The organism is Pseudomonas sp. ACN5, from assembly GCF_002303975.1.
Classification (GTDB): Bacteria; Pseudomonadota; Gammaproteobacteria; order Pseudomonadales; family Pseudomonadaceae; genus Aquipseudomonas; species Aquipseudomonas laurylsulfatiphila.
Map to the genome: position 1 here is coordinate 335,095 of NZ_MRCP01000003.1, position 17,272 is coordinate 352,366.

General features: G+C 60.8%; 11 protein-coding genes. 8 read left to right on the plus strand and 3 right to left on the minus strand.

Going from position 1 to position 17,272, the window contains the following annotated elements:
• Positions 1–213 precede the first annotated feature (213 nt).
• From BSF40_RS07620 to aceE, 3 genes are all read right to left on the minus strand, one after another.
• Positions 214–1,608 carry an alkaline phosphatase D family protein gene (locus BSF40_RS07620; RefSeq protein WP_095964660.1) on the minus strand — a complete coding sequence of 465 codons (1,395 nt, stop codon included), beginning with the start codon at positions 1,606–1,608 and terminating at the stop codon, positions 214–216.
• Positions 1,609–1,877: 269 nt separating this feature from the next.
• Entirely contained in the window at positions 1,878–3,830 is a 1,953-nt protein-coding gene (gene aceF / locus BSF40_RS07625) for a dihydrolipoyllysine-residue acetyltransferase (RefSeq protein ID WP_095964661.1), read from the minus strand.
• Between the two features lie 11 nt (positions 3,831–3,841).
• On the minus strand, positions 3,842–6,487 hold the full coding sequence (gene aceE / locus BSF40_RS07630; protein ID WP_015093183.1) for a pyruvate dehydrogenase (acetyl-transferring), homodimeric type: 2,646 nt from the start codon (positions 6,485–6,487) through the stop codon (positions 3,842–3,844).
• A 383-nt stretch (positions 6,488–6,870) separates the two neighbouring features.
• Between aceE and glnE the strand changes: the two genes are divergently transcribed.
• From glnE to BSF40_RS07670, 8 genes are all read left to right on the plus strand, one after another.
• On the plus strand, positions 6,871–9,810 hold the full coding sequence (glnE, locus tag BSF40_RS07635) for a bifunctional [glutamate--ammonia ligase]-adenylyl-L-tyrosine phosphorylase/[glutamate--ammonia-ligase] adenylyltransferase (RefSeq protein WP_095964662.1): 2,940 nt from the start codon (positions 6,871–6,873) through the stop codon (positions 9,808–9,810).
• Between the two features lie 307 nt (positions 9,811–10,117).
• Positions 10,118–11,152, plus strand: a complete 1,035-nt coding sequence (gene waaF / locus BSF40_RS07640) for a lipopolysaccharide heptosyltransferase II (protein ID WP_095964663.1) — start codon at positions 10,118–10,120, stop codon at positions 11,150–11,152.
• 1 nt (position 11,153) lies between these two features.
• Entirely contained in the window at positions 11,154–12,215 is a 1,062-nt protein-coding gene (gene waaC / locus BSF40_RS07645; RefSeq protein WP_007971808.1) for a lipopolysaccharide heptosyltransferase I, read from the plus strand.
• Positions 12,215–13,336 carry a glycosyltransferase family 4 protein gene (locus BSF40_RS07650; RefSeq protein WP_095964664.1) on the plus strand — a complete coding sequence of 374 codons (1,122 nt, stop codon included), beginning with the start codon at positions 12,215–12,217 and terminating at the stop codon, positions 13,334–13,336. Before waaC ends, BSF40_RS07650 begins: the two co-directional genes overlap by 1 nt.
• Positions 13,337–14,143 (plus strand): lipopolysaccharide core heptose(I) kinase RfaP, encoded by an 807-nt coding sequence (gene rfaP, locus BSF40_RS07655; protein ID WP_095964665.1) that lies wholly within the window; start codon positions 13,337–13,339, stop codon positions 14,141–14,143.
• Complete coding sequence (locus tag BSF40_RS07660) at positions 14,143–14,877, plus strand: lipopolysaccharide kinase InaA family protein (protein WP_015093188.1); 735 nt, start codon at positions 14,143–14,145, stop codon at positions 14,875–14,877. Before rfaP ends, BSF40_RS07660 begins: the two co-directional genes overlap by 1 nt.
• Complete coding sequence (locus BSF40_RS07665) at positions 14,874–15,626, plus strand: lipopolysaccharide kinase InaA family protein (protein WP_015093189.1); 753 nt, start codon at positions 14,874–14,876, stop codon at positions 15,624–15,626. Before BSF40_RS07660 ends, BSF40_RS07665 begins: the two co-directional genes overlap by 4 nt.
• Positions 15,626–17,077: a lipopolysaccharide kinase InaA family protein gene (locus BSF40_RS07670; protein ID WP_095964666.1), complete on the plus strand. Its 1,452-nt coding sequence runs from the start codon at positions 15,626–15,628 to the stop codon at positions 17,075–17,077. Before BSF40_RS07665 ends, BSF40_RS07670 begins: the two co-directional genes overlap by 1 nt.
• The last annotated feature ends 195 nt before the right edge of the window (positions 17,078–17,272 follow it).

Sequence of the window (17,272 nt, forward strand, 5' to 3'; positions counted from 1 at the left end):
CGAATATGCTGAACGCGCTGGGCTGACGCCCTCTTTACTGTTGCCTGCGGCAAGGTTGCATCATTGCGACACCGACTGACAAGAGAGATGAAGGCTAAGTGCTATAAGAATATGTCGGCAGGCGCGAAGATTTCTGCAGTTTCCCAAAAAAGTACGGCTATTGATCAGGTCGCAGCCTTGAGGGGGCGTCTCGAAGGCTGCAATTTTTTGCCATCAGCGCAAATTGATGTCTGTCGATTGCAGCAACTTGCCATCCCGATCGTGGTAATTCACCTGAATGCGCTCTGCATCGATGACCAGGTGCGCGAAGTTATCCTGGCTGATGACTTTACCGGTCAATTCCTGCCGATATTCGCCAGCGGCGTTCCCTGCCAGCGGTCGGTCGAGGATAAAGCTGGATTGACTGGCATAGGGCAGCAGTTTGGTGTTGCACAATGGCGACGACACGATGGTGTGCACTTCGAAGTCCGGGTCTTCGCTGTGGGTCAGTCGACTGGTCAAGGAGGCGTGGATGTCACCGGAAACGAAAATGACATTCTTCAGCCGGTGTGAACGAATGAACTCCAGCAACCGCAATCGTTGCCCGGGAAAACCGGCCCAGGCGTCATTCCCATCGTGTTTGGCGTCGGGAAAGAACATCACACTGGTAATCACCAGCTTGACCCGGGCCGGGCTGTTGATCAGCCATTGGCACAAGGCATGTTCCTGTTCGAGATCAAGCATGCGTCGATCATCGGCGGACAAGTTGCGCCGGGTGCGACTATCGGTGACGAACCATTCGATATCGCCATCGGCGAACTGATACCAGTAGTGATTCGGGATCCGGCTGATCCGGCCATCGTCAAGTAATTCAAATACCGGGCTGTGGCTAGCTTGATATAACTCATATGCAGTGATGGCGTTTTTGTATAAGACCTCATCGGTCGAACTTTTCTTGTCCGGCCAGTTGTCTTTAATTTCATGATCGTCGAGGATCATGTAAGTCGATACGTTGGCCATTAACCTGGAAATATGCGGTTGGGAGAAAGCCGCATGGTATTTTGCGAGTATTTGCTGATATTCGCGGTCAGGCGCAAAAAAATTCAAGTCATCGGCATAGATCTGGTCGCCAGTCATCAGTACTGCGCTGACCGGTGGGTCGGCTTGCTCTGCCAGTTGTGCCATCGAGGCAAATATCCGGTCACCCTGTTGTGGTGCCGACGGGATGCCAGCTGTCATCCGCAGGTAACGACATGAGCCGACGAAATAGGCTTGTGGCGTACCGGCGGCGCCAGACCGGGTGCGCAAGCGATAGAGCTCTGGTGGCCATTGCAGCGGCAGTTCCTGCAGCGAATCTGCTGTGTGTTCGGTACTCTGGGTGCTGAACCAGCCGGCCTGGTATTCGTACTCGGTATCGGCGGCCAGGTTATTGAGAACAATGACATCGGACATGTCCTGCAGGTATGTCAGCCTTGCAAAGATACTGTTAAGCCATTGTTCATGCCCGGACTGCCGATAACGAATGCCGGCAAATACGGGCGCACTGTTTTGCGCTTGTCCGCGTACAAAAATACGCGCGTGATTAGTTGTTGTGTGGCCAATAATCGGGCCGACAGTTGGTTTTAGCATACTTGAGTCCATTCGCTGCCAGTTAATCAGGGAGTTGGTTGTTTCGGATGTTATTGGGTGTTAAGCCAAGACTAATTATTTGGCCTGAATAAATACCTGGCAGAAATGGATTCAAGTTGTGGGCGATATCGGCCACAAATGTAGGAAGGTGTTCAAACAAGAACTTCAGGCAAAAAAAGCCCCGCCAAATTGGCGGGGTTGAGGTACGAGCGTGGCGCTCGGAAACGTGGAACGCGATCGGCCCTCCGGTGAAGGAGGGCCGGTCGGTATTACAGGAGCATGGTGCGGATGTCGCCCAGCAGGTCGCTCAGACGCTTGGTGAAGCGTGCAGCAGCGGCGCCGTTGATCACGCGGTGATCGTAGGACAGCGACAGTGGCAGCATCAGTTTCGGCTGGAAGGCTTTGCCGTCCCAGACTGGCTGGATGGTGGCCTTGGAAACACCGAGGATCGCCACTTCCGGCGCGTTGACGATCGGCGTGAAGCCGGTGCCGCCAATGTGGCCGAGACTGGAAATGGTGAAGCAGGCGCCTTGCATCTCGTCCGATGAAAGCTTCTTGGTCCGGGCTTTTTCAGCCAGGGAAGCGGCTTCGGCAGCCAGTTGCAGCAGGCTCTTCTGGTCGACGTTCTTGATGACCGGTACCAGCAGGCCATCCGGGGTGTCGACGGCGAAGCCGATGTTCACGTACTTCTTGCGGATGATCGCTTTGCCGCTTGGCGCCAGCGAGCTGTTGAAGTCCGGCAGTTCCTTGAGCAGGTGCGCGCAGGACTTGAGCAGCAACGGCAGGACGGTCAGCTTGACGCCGGCCTTCTCTGCAACGGCTTTCTGGGCAACACGGAACGCTTCGAGTTCGGTGATATCCGCCGAATCAAATTGCGTCACGTGCGGCACGTTCAGCCAGCTGCGGTGCAGGTTGGCCGCACCGACCTGCATCAGGCGGGTCATCGGCACTTCTTCGATTTCACCGAAGCGGCTGAAGTCCACGACCGGAATCGGCGGGATGCCCGCGCCACCGGTTGCGCCGGCAGCAGCGGCCGGTGCTTCCTTGGCCTTCTGCATCATGGCCTTGACGTAAACCTGCACGTCTTCTTTCAGGATGCGGCCGTGCGGACCGCTGGCGCCGACGGCGCTCAGCTCGACGCCGAACTCGCGGGCCAGTTGACGCACGGCAGGGCCGGCGTGAACTTTCGCGCCCGGCTTGGCTGGAGCGGCAACCGGGGCAGCAGGTGCGGCGGCAGGTGCAGCAGCGGCTTGAGCCGAAGCAGCAGCGCTCGGAGCAGCAGCGGCAGGTGCGGTCGCAGCAGCCGGAGCAGCGCCTTTGACTTTCAGCTTGAGGATCAGGTCGCCGGTACCGACTTCGTCATCGAGCTTGATGGAAACGCTTTCCACCACGCCAGCGGCTGGCGATGGAATCTCCATGCTGGCCTTGTCGGATTCCAGGGTGATCAGCGACTGGTCGGCCACAACGGTGTCGCCGGCCTTGACCAGGACTTCGATGATCTTGGCCTTGCCCGCCGAACCGATGTCCGGAACGTGGATGTCCTGGACGCTGTCGGCAACCGGTGCAGCCGGAGCTGCTGCAGGTGCCGGTGCAGCGGCAGCAACTGGAGCGGCAGCCTGGGCCGGGGCGGCAGCCGGTGCCGCAGCACCTGCCACTTCCAGATCCAGGATCAGGTCGCCGGTGCCGACTTCGTCGTTGAGCTTGACGCTGATGGCCTTGACCACGCCAGCGGCAGGCGACGGGATTTCCATGCTCGCCTTGTCGGACTCCAGGGTGATCAGCGATTGATCAGCCGCAACGGTGTCGCCAACCTTGACCTGGATCTCGATGATCTGGGCCTTGCCCGACGAACCGATGTCCGGCACGTGCACTTGCTGAACGCTGGCGGCAGCCGGCGCAGCAGCAGGTGCGGCAGCTGCAGGAGCAGCAGCCGGCTTGGCTTCAGCCTTGGCCGCCGGTGCAGCGGCAGCCGCAGGGGCCGCAGCGGCACCTTCGACTTCCAGTTCCAGCAGTTCGTCGCCTTCTTTCAGGCGATCGCCCAGCTTCACTTTCAGGCTCTTGATGATACCGGCCTTCGGCGCAGGCACTTCCATGCTCGCCTTGTCCGACTCAAGTGTCAGAATGCTCTGGTCGGCTTCGATACGGTCGCCGACCTTCACAAACAGTTCAATTACTTCACCTTCACCGCTGCCGATGTCAGGTACGCGAATGAGTTCGCTCACAGAATCTCTCCTCAGCAGTCCAGTGGGTTGCGTTTTTCCGGGTTGATACCGAACTTGGCGATGGCCTCGGCCACAACCTTAGGTTCGATGTCACCACGGTCAGCCAGTGCTTCCAGGGCTGCCAACACCACGAAATGACGGTCGACTTCGAAGAAATGACGCAGTTTCTTGCGGCTGTCGCTGCGGCCGAAACCGTCGGTGCCCAGGACTTTGAATTCCTTGGACGGTACCCACTGACGGATCTGCTCGGCGAACAGTTTCATGTAGTCGGTAGAGGCGATGACCGGACCCTTACGGCCGTTCAGGCACTCTTCGACGTAGCTCAGCTTAGGCTTCTGGCCAGGGTGCAGACGGTTGCTGCGCTCAACGGCCAGGCCGTCGCGACGCAGTTCGTTGAAGCTGGTAACGCTCCACACGTCGGCGCCGACGTTGAACTCTTCACGCAGGATCTTCGCGGCTTCACGGACTTCACGCAGGATGGTGCCGGAGCCCATCAGCTGAACGTGGTGCGCCGCTTCGCGGTTGTCTTCCTCGAGCAGGTACATGCCTTTCTTGATGCCTTCTTCGGCACCGGCCGGCATGGCTGGCTGCTGGTACGACTCGTTCATCACGGTGATGTAGTAGAAGACGTCCTGTTGCTCTTCGGTCATCTTCTTCATGCCGTCCTGAATGATCACCGCCAGCTCGTAGCCGTAGGTTGGATCGTAGGTGCGGCAGTTCGGGATGGTGGCAGCCAGCAGGTGGCTGTGACCGTCTTCGTGTTGCAGGCCTTCACCGTTCAGGGTGGTACGGCCGGCGGTGCCGCCGATCAGGAAGCCACGGGTGCGGCTGTCGCCAGCGGCCCAGGCCAGGTCGCCGATACGCTGGAAACCGAACATCGAGTAGAAGATGTAGAACGGCAGCATCGGCTGGTTGTGGCTGGAGTACGAAGTACCGGCAGCGATGAAGGAGCTCATGGCGCCCGCTTCGTTGATGCCTTCTTCGAGAATCTGGCCCTTCTGGTCTTCCTTGTAGAACATCACCTGGTCTTTATCGACTGGCTCGTAGAGCTGGCCGACGGAGGAGTAGATGCCCAACTGACGGAACATGCCTTCCATACCGAAGGTACGGGCTTCGTCAGGGATGATCGGCACGATGCGCGGGCCGATTTCCTTGTCCTTGACCAGTTGCGCGAGGATCCGCACGAAGGCCATGGTGGTGGAGATTTCACGGTCGCCCGAGCCGTCAAGGATCGCCTTGAGGGTGTCCAGTGGCGGAGTCGGGATGTTGAAGCTCTTGGCGCGACGCTGAGGCACGAAGCCGCCCAGTGCGGTACGGCGCTCGCTCAGGTAACGGGCTTCGGCGCTGCCTTCTTCCGGTTTGAAGAACGGCAGGTTTTCCAGCTCGTCGTCCTTGACCGGGATGTCGAAACGATCGCGGAACAACTTCAGGCTGTCGACATCGACTTTCTTGGTGTTGTGCGCAGTGTTTTTCGCTTCGCCGGCACCGGTGCCATAACCCTTGATGGTCTTGGCCAGGATGACGGTCGGTTGTTCTTTGTGGTTGACCGCTTCGTGGTACGCCGCGTAGACCTTGTACGGGTCGTGGCCGCCACGGTTGAGTTTCCAGATCTCGTCGTCGGACAGGTCTTCAACCATCGCCTTGAGTTCTGGCGTGTTGAAGAAGTGTTCACGCACGAACGCGCCGTCTTTGGCTTTGTAGTTCTGGTACTCGCCGTCGATGACTTCGTCCATGCGGCGTTGCAGGATGCCGTCGACGTCCTTGGCCAGCAGTGGGTCCCAGAAACGGCCCCAGATGACTTTGGTCACGTTCCACTGAGCACCGCGGAACACGCCTTCGAGTTCCTGGATGATCTTGCCGTTGCCGCGAACCGGGCCGTCGAGGCGCTGCAGGTTGCAGTTGATGACGAAGATCAGGTTGTCCAGCTTCTCGCGGCCGGCCAGGGAGATCGCGCCCAGGGATTCCGGTTCGTCGCACTCGCCGTCGCCCAGGAAGCACCAGACCTTCTGTTTGCCTGGCTGGATGAAGCCGCGGTGTTCCAGGTACTTCATGAAGCGTGCCTGGTAGATCGCCTGGATCGGGCCCAGACCCATGGATACGGTCGGGAACTGCCAGAAGTCAGGCATCAGCCAAGGGTGCGGGTAGGACGACAGGCCCTGACCGTCGACTTCCTGGCGGAAGTTGTTCATCTGGTCTTCGGTGATGCGGCCTTCCATGAATGCGCGGGCGTAAACGCCTGGCGAGGTGTGGCCCTGGAAGTAGATCAGGTCGCCGCCGTGTTCGTCGGTCGGGGCCTGGAAGAAGTAGTTGAAGCCGATGTCATAAAGGGTCGCACTGGAAGCGAAGCTGGAGATGTGACCGCCGAGGTCAGAATCTTTCAGGTTCGTACGCATCACCATGGCCATCGCGTTCCAGCGTACCAGCGAGCGAATGCGGCGTTCCATGAACAGGTCGCCAGGCATGCGTGCTTCGTGGGTAACGGGGATCGTGTTGCGGTAAGGCGTGGTGATTGCGTAAGGCAACTGCGAACCGCTGCGGGTCGCCAGTTCACCCATACGGGTCATCAGATAGTGAGCACGGTCTTCGCCTTCTTTGTCGAGAACCGATTCCAGGGCGTCCAGCCATTCCTGGGTTTCGACGGGATCGAGGTCTTGCATGGCTTGCTCCAGGGCGGAAAGGCTACCAGAATCGGTTGCCTGAGTTAGCGACTGGCCTTGTGGGCAGACGTTATGAATTCTTGGATTGCCGACAGGTTGTTCCGGCGGCGTGTAGTTTTACTACAAATCTTCCGGCATTTCAGCCCGTCTAATGTATATACGAGTAGTAAAACTACAGATGAGCGGCTTGTGGCCCCCGGCTGCGTTGTGAGAATAATCGTTAAGGTTGGTCTTTTTCCAACTACAAAAGGTAAAAGCTTGATGCTGGCTGCCAAAATAAAAGAAATTTCAGCTATTTCTAACTTTTGTTCGACACTCCTTCAGGTAGTGGGTTTTCGCAAACCACTACATGCAGTCCGTTGTACGCCGATCAAGGATAGACCATGAGCCTCCCTTCGCTTGCCGAACTGCCGGCCATTCTCTTGCCGTTTGTCACCCGCGCCGAGCAGTCGTTCCGGGCTGCCGTCGCCACTCTGGACGATGATCACGGGCTGTCTGCCTGGTCGCCAGAGCGCTGGGCACAATTTGCCCGCGTCACCGCCGCCAGCGATTTCGTGATTGAACAGTCTGTACGTGACCCTTTGATGTTGCTGCAGCTGGTGCAGTCCGGTGAGCTTGACCGCAGCTACGCGCCCGGTGAGTTGTGCGCGCAGATCGCGGCCGCCGTGAGCACGGCCGAGACCGACGATCTGCTTGGCCGTGCCCTGCGCCGCCAGCGCGCGCGCCACCAGGTGCGGATCATCTGGCGCGACCTGACCCGCCAGGCCGATTTGGTCCAGACCTGCCGCGACCTCTCGGACATGGCCGATGCCAGCATCGATCAGGCCTATCAATGGTTGTACGTGCGGCATTGCCAGCAGTTCGGCGTGCCGACCGGACGGCGCAGCGGCGAGCCGCAGCAGATGGTCATCCTCGGCATGGGCAAGCTCGGTGCCGTGGAGTTGAACCTGTCGTCGGACATCGACCTGATTTTCGCCTATCCCGAGGGCGGCGAAACCTTCGGCGTGAAGCGCGCGCTGGATAACCAGGAATTCTTCATTCGTCTGGGCCAGCGGTTGATCAAGGCCCTGGACCCGATGACCGTCGACGGCTTTGTATTCCGCGTCGACATGCGCTTGCGCCCCTACGGTTCGGCGGGCGCGCTGGTGCTGAGCTTCAATGCGCTGGAGCAGTATTACCAGGACCAGGGTCGCGACTGGGAACGCTACGCGATGATCAAGTCGCGGGTGGTGGCCGGCGACCAGATGGCTGGCGCGCAACTGCAAGAGATGCTGCGGCCATTCGTTTACCGGCGTTACCTGGACTTCTCGGCCATCGAAGCGCTGCGCACCATGAAGCAGTTGATCCAGCAGGAAGTGCGGCGCAAGGGCATGGCCGACAACATCAAGCTCGGATCCGGCGGTATTCGCGAAGTCGAGTTCATTGCCCAGGCGTTCCAGCTGATCCACGGCGGCCGCGATCTGAGCTTGCAGCAGCGCCCGCTATTAAAGGTGCTGAGCACGCTGGAAGGTCAGGGTTATCTGCCGCCGGCGGTGATCAGCGAGCTGCGCGAAGGCTACGAATTCCTGCGTTACACCGAACACGCGATTCAGGCGATCGCTGACCGCCAGACACAAATGTTGCCCAGTGGCGAGCAGGATCAGGCGCGCATTGCCTTTATGCTGGGTTTCGCCAACTGGACGGCGTTCCACGAACAACTGATGTATTGGCGTGGCCGCGTAGCCTGGCACTTCGGGCAGGTGATCGCCGATCCCGACGAAGAGCAGGGTGCCGAAAGCGAAGTGGTGGTCGGCGGTGAGTGGTTGCCGCTGTGGGAAGAGGCTCAGGACGATGAGGCCGCTTGCCGCCAGCTGGAAGAGGGTGGTTTCAAGGATGCGCCCAAGGCCTTGAACGCCTTGGCCGGCTTGCGCAGCAGTCCGCAATTGCGGGCGATGCAGCGTCTGGGACGCGAACGTCTCGATGCGTTTATTCCGCGTTTGCTGGCGCAGGCCGTGGAACATGCCAATCCGGATCTGGTGTTGGAACGCGTGTTGCCACTGGTTGAAGCCGTGGCCCGTCGCTCCGCGTACCTGGTGCTGCTGACCGAGAACCCTGGCGCCTTGCGGCGTTTGCTGACGCTGTGCGCCGCGAGCCCGTGGATCGCCGAGCAAATCACCCGTTTCCCGCTGCTGCTCGACGAATTGCTTAACGAAGGTCGACTGTTCAAGCCGCCACTGGCACCAGAACTGGCCGCCGAGTTGCGCGAGCGCCTGACGCGGATTCCCGAGGACGACCTCGAACAGCAAATGGAAGCGCTGCGTCACTTCAAGCTGGCGCACCGCTTGCGGGTGGCCGCCTCGGAAATCGCCGGCAGCCTGCCGCTGATGAAAGTCAGCGACTACCTGACCTGGCTCGCCGAAGCGATTCTTGAACAGGTGCTCGCACTGGCCTGGCGCCAGACCGTGGCCAAGTACGGCACGCCCCTGCGCACCGATGGCACCTTGTGCGATCCCGGCTTCATCATTGTCGGTTATGGGAAAGTCGGCGGCCTGGAACTCGGGCATGGTTCGGACCTGGACCTGGTGTTCATCCACGACGGTGATCCGCAAGCTGAAACCGATGGGCCCAAACCCATCGACGGCGCGCAATTTTTCACCCGTCTGGGGCAGCGGATCATTCACCTGCTGACGGCGCAGACCAACTCCGGGCAGTTGTATGAGGTGGACATGCGCCTGCGGCCGTCCGGTGCGTCGGGATTGCTGGTGAGTTCCCTGGGGGCGTTTGCCCGTTATCAGGAGAACGAAGCCTGGACCTGGGAGCATCAGGCGCTGGTGCGGGCGCGGGTGCTGGTGGGCAGTCAGGATGTCGGCCAGGCCTTCGAGAAAGTCCGTGCCGCGATATTGGGCAAGACGCGTGATTTGCCGACCTTGCGCCAGGAGGTCAGCGAGATGCGCGCCAAGATGCGCGATAATCTTGGCAGCAAGAGCACGGCGGCCGGTACCGGGGCAAATGCCTTCGAAGCCACGGCGCCGTTCGATATCAAGCAGGACGCCGGAGGTATCGTCGATATTGAATTTATGGTGCAATACGCGGCCCTGGCGTGGTCCGAAACACACCCGCCATTGCTGCGCTGGACCGATAACATCCGCATTCTGGAAGAGCTGGAGCACGAAGGGCTGATGCCCGTCGAAGATGCCAGCCTGTTGCGTGAGGCGTATAAAGCATACCGTTCCGCCGCCCACCGACAGGCTCTGCAGAAGAACCCGGGGGTGATACCGGCCGACCAGTTCGCGGACGAACGGCAGCAGGTCATGCGGATCTGGCGTGAGCTGGGGCTACGCTGAAACGCGTCAATCGGAGCGACAAGATTCAAAGGTGGGAGCGGGCTTGCTCGCGAAGGCGGAGTGTCAGTCGATAGAGATATTGAATGTGATGGCCCCTTCGCGGGCAAGCCCGCTCCCACAGTAGATCTGCAGTGTCATGCCGATCGAAGTACACCAATACCCAATGTGGGAGCGAGCCTGCTCGCGATAGCGGAGTGACAGTCGACAGCAATGTTGAAGGTGATGACCCATCGCAAGCCAGCATGCTCCCGCAGAGATTCTCGAGGCGGGGAGGCGTAGGCCTCCCCGGTTCGTTTATGGAAACCACATGAAAATTCTGATCGTTGGGCCCAGTTGGGTCGGTGACATGGTGATGGCGCAGACACTTTTCCAGTGTCTCAAGCAACGCCACCCGCAGTGCGAAATCGACGTGCTGGCCCCCGAGTGGAGCCGGCCGATTCTTGAACGCATGCCCGAAGTTCGCCAGGCCTTGAGCTTTCCGCTCGGTCATGGCGTGCTGGAGTTGGCGACGCGCCGGCGCATCGGCAAATCCCTGGCCGGCCAGTACGACCAGGCGATCCTGTTGCCCAATTCCCTGAAGTCGGCGCTGGTGCCGTTCTTTGCCGGCATCCCGAAGCGCACCGGCTGGCGTGGCGAATTCCGCTATGGCCTGCTCAATGACGTGCGCACGCTGGATAAGGATCGTTATCCGCTGATGATCGAGCGCTTCATGGCCTTGGCCTACGAGCCGGGCGTCGAGTTGCCGAAACCCTATCCGCGTCCGATGCTGCAGATCGACCCGGTCACCCGCGAGGCGGCACTGGCCAGGTTCGGCCTGACCCTCGACCGTCCGGTGTTGGCCCTGTGCCCCGGCGCCGAGTTCGGTGAGTCCAAGCGCTGGCCGTCCGAGCATTACGCCAAGGTCGCCGAAACGAAGATCCGTGAAGGCTGGCAAGTCTGGCTGTTCGGTTCGAAAAACGACCACGCCGTGGGCGAAGACATCCGCGCGCGGCTGATTCCCGGCCTGCGCGAAGAATCGGTCAACCTCAGCGGCGGCACCTCGCTGGCCGAAGCCATCGACCTGCTGTCCTGTGCCGACTCGGTGGTGTCCAACGACTCCGGCCTGATGCACGTCGCCGCCGCGCTGAACCGCCCGCTGGTCGCGGTCTACGGCTCGACGTCGCCGGGTTTCACGCCACCGTTGGCCGAGCACGTGGAAATCGTACGCCTGGGCATCGAGTGCAGCCCGTGCTTCGATCGCACCTGCCGTTTCGGCCATTACAACTGCCTGCGCCAACTCATGCCGCAAGCGGTGAACGAAGCCTTGCAGCGGTTGCAAGGCACTGTGGTCGAGGTCAAATAGCTTGCGGGTTCTGTTGATCAAGACATCTTCGCTGGGCGACGTCATTCATGCGTTGCCGGCGTTGACCGACGCGGCGCGGGCGATTCCCGGCATCAAATTCGACTGGGTGGTGGAAGAAGGCTTTGCCGAAATCCCGACCTGGCATCCGGCGGTGGGCAAGGTGATTCCGGTGGCGATTCGTCGCTGGCGCAAAAACATCTGGCAGACCATCAAGAGCGGTGAGTGGAAGCGCTTCAAGCAAAGCGTGCGCGCCACGAAGTACGACTTGGTGATCGACGCCCAGGGCTTGCTGAAAAGCGCCTGGCTGACCCGTTACGTCAAGGCACCGGTGGCCGGCCTCGATAAAAGCTCGGCGCGCGAACCCATCGCTGCGCGCTTTTACAATCGGCGTCTGGCCGTTGCCCGCGGGCAGCACGCGGTGGAGCGAGTGCGTCAGTTGTTCGCCATCGCCTTGGGCTATGACTTGCCAAAAGGCATGGGCGACTACGGTCTGAATGTCGAGCGCCTGGTGGAATTGCCGCGCAAGAATCCGTACGTGGTGTTTCTGCATGGTACTACCTGGGACACCAAGCACTGGCCTGAAGCTTACTGGCGCGAGCTGACCGAACGGGTCGGATACCTTGGCGTCGGGGTCAAGTTGCCTTGGGGCAATGCGCAGGAGAAAGCCCGGGCCGAGCGCATCGCTGCCGGTTTCAAACACGCCGAAGTGTTGCCCAAGTTGAACCTGGCCGGTGTTGGCAAGGTGCTGGCTGGCGCGCAAGCCTGCGTGGCGGTGGATACCGGCCTGGGCCATCTGGCCGCTGCGCTGGATGTGCCGACGCTGTCGCTGTTCGGTCCGACCAATCCGGGCCTGACCGGCGCCTACGGCAAGGTGCAGATTCACCTGGCCAGCGACTTCCCGTGTGCGCCGTGCCTGCAAAAGAAATGCACCTATCAACCGACGGCCGAAGATGCCCGTCAATTTGACCTGAAACGCGAGTGGCCCCTGTGCTTCACGCGTCTGAACCCCGAGCGTGTCGCCAGCCGACTGAGCACGTTGTTAATGGCTGAGGAGCTGCGCTGATGCAATTGGCATTTGTCCTGTACAAATATTTTCCGTTTGGCGGCTTGCAGCGCGATTTCATGCGCATTGCCCTGGAGTGCCAGAAGCGCGGCCATCAGATTCGCGTCTACACGCTGATCTGGGAGGGCGACGTACCGCCGGGTTTCGAAGTGCTGGTGGCGCCGGTCAAGGCGTTCTTCAACCATCGACGCAACGAAAAACTCAGCGAATGGATGGAAGCCCACCTGGCCAAACGACCGGTCGACCGCTTGATTGGCTTCAATAAGATGCCGGGCCTGGACGTCTACTACGCCGCCGACGGCTGCTTCGAAGACAAGGCGCAGAACCTGCGCAACTCGCTCTACCGCCGCTGGGGCCGCTATCGCCACTTCGCCGAATACGAGCGCGCGGTGTTCGCCAGGGATGCGAAGACTGAAGTGCTGATGATTTCCGAGGTCCAGCAGCCGCTGTTCATCAAGCATTACGACACGCCGCTGGAGCGTTTCCACCTGCTGCCACCGGGTATCGCTCAGGACCGTCGCCGACCGGCTGATGCTGATGACATTCGCGCCGGGTTCCGCGCTGAGTTCGACCTCAAGGACGACGAACTGCTGCTGGTGCAGATCGGCTCCGGGTTCAAGACCAAGGGCGTCGATCGCAGCCTCAAGGCACTGGCGGCGCTGCCTGCCGAGTTGAGGAAGCGCACCCGGCTGTTTGTAATTGGCCAGGATGACCCCAAGTTATTCCAGATGCAGAGTGCGACATTGGGGTTGGGCGACAACGTCACGTTCCTCAAGGGCCGCAGCGATATCCCGCGTTTCCTGTTGGGTGCCGATCTGTTGATCCACCCGGCGTACAACGAAAACACCGGCACCGTGCTGCTCGAAGCACTGGTGGCCGGCTTGCCGGTGTTGGTGAGCGCGGTGTGCGGTTACGCCCATTACATCGCCGAGGCCGATGCGGGCCTGGTGTTGGACGAGCCCTTCGATCAGGCGCAGCTGACGCAATACCTGACCGGCATGTTGAACGACGCTCAAGCAAGGGCGGCCTGGAGCCGCAATGGTCTGGCCTTCGCCGAAACGGCCGACCTCTACAGCATGCCGCAACACGCGGCCGATGTGATTCTGGCGGAGCACGCTTAAATGAAGTTGATGCTGGCTGAACCGTTCAAGAGCCTCTGGGCCGGACGCGACCCGTTCGCCGAAGTCGAGGGGCTCAAGGGCGAGGTGTACCGCGAGCTGGAAGCGCGCCGGACATTGCGCACGGAAGTCGACGGCAACGGGTTTTTCGTGAAAATCCACCGTGGCATCGGCTGGGGCGAAATCTTCAAGAACCTGCTCACGGCCAAGCTCCCGGTACTGGGTGCCGGCCAGGAGTGGAGGGCCATTCAGCGCCTGCAGGAAGCCGGCGTGCCGACCATGACCGCTGTCGCGTATGGCGAGAAGGGCAGTAACCCGGCCGACCAGCACTCGTTCATCGTTACCGAAGAGTTGGCGCCCACCGTCAGCCTCGAAGACTTCAGCATCAACTGGGTCAAGCAGCCGCCGGAGCCAAAACTCAAGCGCGCGCTGATCGCCGAAGTCGCACGCATGACCGGCATGATGCACCGCGCCGGGGTCAACCACCGCGACTGCTACATCTGCCATTTCCTGCTGCACACCGACAAACCGGTGACCTTTGATGACTTCAAGCTTTCGGTGATCGACCTGCACCGCGCCCAGACCCGTCCGGCGATCACCTCGCGCTGGCGCAACAAGGATCTGGCCGCCCTGTACTTTTCCGCCCTGGACATCGGCCTGACCCGCCGCGACAAATTGCGTTTTCTCAAAGGCTATTTCCAGCAGCCGCTGCGGCAGATCCTGAGCGAAGAAGCCGGGCTGCTGAGCTGGCTCGATGGCAAGGCCAACAAGCTCTACGAGCGTAAACAGCGATACGGGGATGCGCTCTGATGTCGGGTTGGAAACTGGAACCGGCCTACAGCGATCTGGCCGATGACTTCGGCAGCCTTGAGGCGGTGTTTGCGCTTCAGGGCGAGCGGTTGACCAAGGACCTGCTCTCCGAGGTCATTCGCGTTCAGCGCAATGGCGTCAACTATTACGTCAAGCGCTACGTGGGTGCCGGCAAAGGCTTGCGGCGTTACCTCGGCAAGCCTCGGGTGAAGATGGAGTGGCAGAACCTCAAGCGTTTCGCCAAGTGGGGCATTCCCACGGCCGAGGTGGTGGCCTGGGGGCTGGAACGTCGCGGTGCGGCCTACGCTCGCGGTGCGATGATTACCCGGGAACTGCCGCGTACCGAAGACTTGTCGGCACTGGCCGAGCGACGCGATCCGAAACTGTCGGATCGCGCCTGGGTCGATGCCGTCAGTCGTCAGTTGGCCCAGTACACCCGGACCATGCACGATCACCGCTTCACCCATAATGATCTGAAGTGGCGCAACCTGCTGATCGACGACGAGGCTCGACTGTTTCTGATCGATTGCCCCAACGGCGACTTTTGGCGCGGTTTCTGGCTCAAGTACCGAATCACCAAGGATCTGGCGTGCCTGGACAAGGTTGCCAAGTATCAACTGTCGGCTACCCAGCGCCTGCGCTTTTACCTGCAATACCGCAACCGGACCCGGCTCAACGCTGCGGACAAGAAACGCATCCGGCACGTGGTGAGATTTTTCGAGGGGCGCGAATGACTGATTTTCTGGCCGCTGAAGACCGTGCGCTGCTTGAGCGCCATGGTCTCGGCACGTTCGAGGCGCTCTGGGCCAAGCAGCTCGATGCGGTGGACGAACCCAACACCGGTCGCGGCGGCTGGAGCAGCGTGTTTCGGCTGGATCTGGAAGGTCATGGCTACTACCTCAAGCGTCAAAGCAACTACCTGACCCGCACCTTGCGCGCGCCGTTCGGCGAGCCGAGTTTTGCCCGTGAGTTTCGCAACATCTCCCGTTACCGGAAGATGGGCATTCCGGCGCTGGAAGCGGTGTTCTACGGGCAGCGCAAGGTCAATGGCGAAGTCCGCGCAATCCTGCTGACCCGCGCCCTGGATGGCTGGGACGACCTCGACTCGTTGTTGCAGCGCTGGGCTCAATTGAGCCCTGAACAGCACTCGGAGATCCTCAAGGCCAGTGGCGAACTGGCCCGGCAACTGCACGCTGCACGCCAGGTGCACGGGTGTTTCTATCCCAAGCACATTTTCATGCGTGCCACCGGCCACGGCTACCAGGCTCAATTGATCGACCTGGAAAAGACCCGGCCGCTGCTGTACGGGCAGCGTGACCGCATCAAGGACCTGGAACCGCTGACGCGCCGCGCGCCCGAGTGGGGCGAATCGCAGCTGCGGCAATTGCTGGCGGCCTATCTGGATCAGCCGCAGGACAGCTCGCTGATCGACAGCTGGCTGCAGCGCTTGACCGCACGGCGCAGCCAAAAGGGGCCACGTTAATGCGTTTGTCCGAATTGAAATCCGCTGGCCGCCATCCGGCTTTGCCGCTGAGCGTTACGCTGGCCGATGCCGCCGGTCCCGCCGATTTGCAGCTGTTGAGCCTGTTGCGGGTATTGCCGGGGCAGCGTTATGTCGGTGCCGGTGTCTGGCGTGGCCGGCCGGTGTTGGCCAAGTTGCTGGTCGGCAGCAAGGCTGCACGGCATTTTCAGCGTGAACTGGACGGCGTGCGCCGACTTTCCGACCAGGGCCTGACCACGCCGCAGTTGTTGGCCGACGGCCTGAAAGACGGCGAGGGTGGCTGGCTGCTGTTTGATTTCCTTGAGCATGCCGAAAGCCTGGGCGACACCTGGAAGCAGGTTGAGCAGCAGCCCGTACTGTCCGATGGACAAGGGGCGGTGCTGGCCGAGGCGTTGGGTGCAATCGGTCAGATGCATCGCAAGGGCCTGTGGCAGGAAGACCTGCACCTGGACAATCTACTGCGCCAGGGCGGCCGCCTGTACCTGATCGATGGGGCCGGTATCTGCTGCGAGACGCCTGGCCAGCCGCTGTCGCGGCAGAAAGTCCTGGAAAACCTCGGGGTGTTCTTCGCCCAGTTGCCGAAGTCGATCGAGCCCTTCATTGAAGAGTTGCTGGTGTATTACCTGCTCAGCAACGGCGAACACGCCTTGCCTATGGAGGCGCTGCAGAAGCAGATCGACAAGGTCCGCAACTGGCGCCTCAAGGACTTCCTGATCAAGGTCGGTCGCGAGTGCACGCTGTTCAGCGTCCAGCGCGGGGCCTTCGGACTGCGGGCGATTCGCCGCGAGGAAGAGGCGTCGATGGTGCCGGTGCTGGAGCAGGCCGATGCCTTGCTCGACCAGGGGCATCTCTACAAGACCGGCGGTGCGGCGAGTGTTGGCAAGGTCGAGGTGGATGGCCGCACGCTGGTGATCAAACGCTACAACATCAAGGGTTTTGCCCACTGGCTCAAGCGTTTCTGGCGCCCGAGCCGGGCCTGGCATTCATGGCGCGAAGGCAATCGCCTGGCGTTCCTCGGGATTGCCACGCCCAAGCCGCTGGCGTTGCTGGAGAAGCGTTTCCTGTGGCTGCGCAGCCGGGCGTACCTGATCACCGAGTATCTGCCGGGGCCGGACATCATCGAGCGTTTTGCGCCCTATGTTGAAAGCGGTGACGCACCGCAGGCCGAACTGGCGGCGCTGGATCATCTGTTTGCCGAGCTGATTCGTTTGCGTATCAGTCATGGCGACTTCAAGGGCCATAACCTGTTCTGGCAGCAGGATCGCTGGGCGTTGATCGACCTCGACTCGATGTGCCAGCACGGCTCGCTGACCAGTTATGCACCGGCATATGCGCGGGATCGGGCGCGGTTCATGCGTAACTGGCCTGAAGGCAGTGCGCTTTATCAGGTCATCGATCAGCGTTTGCCCAAAGATATCTCCAGCGCGGCCTGAATCGGACCTTTGGTCCTTTCGCGAGCAAGTCGGATCGCCGCACCGCCGCTCCCACAGTGGTTCCGGTCGCTCAGAAATCCCTGTGGGAGCGGGCTTGCTCGCGAAGGGGCCGGAACTGCCAACCGAGAAAGCAGACAGGTTCTTGTGAACCGTCCTACGCGATCTTGGGAAGCCATGAACTGTGGCCGAAATCGC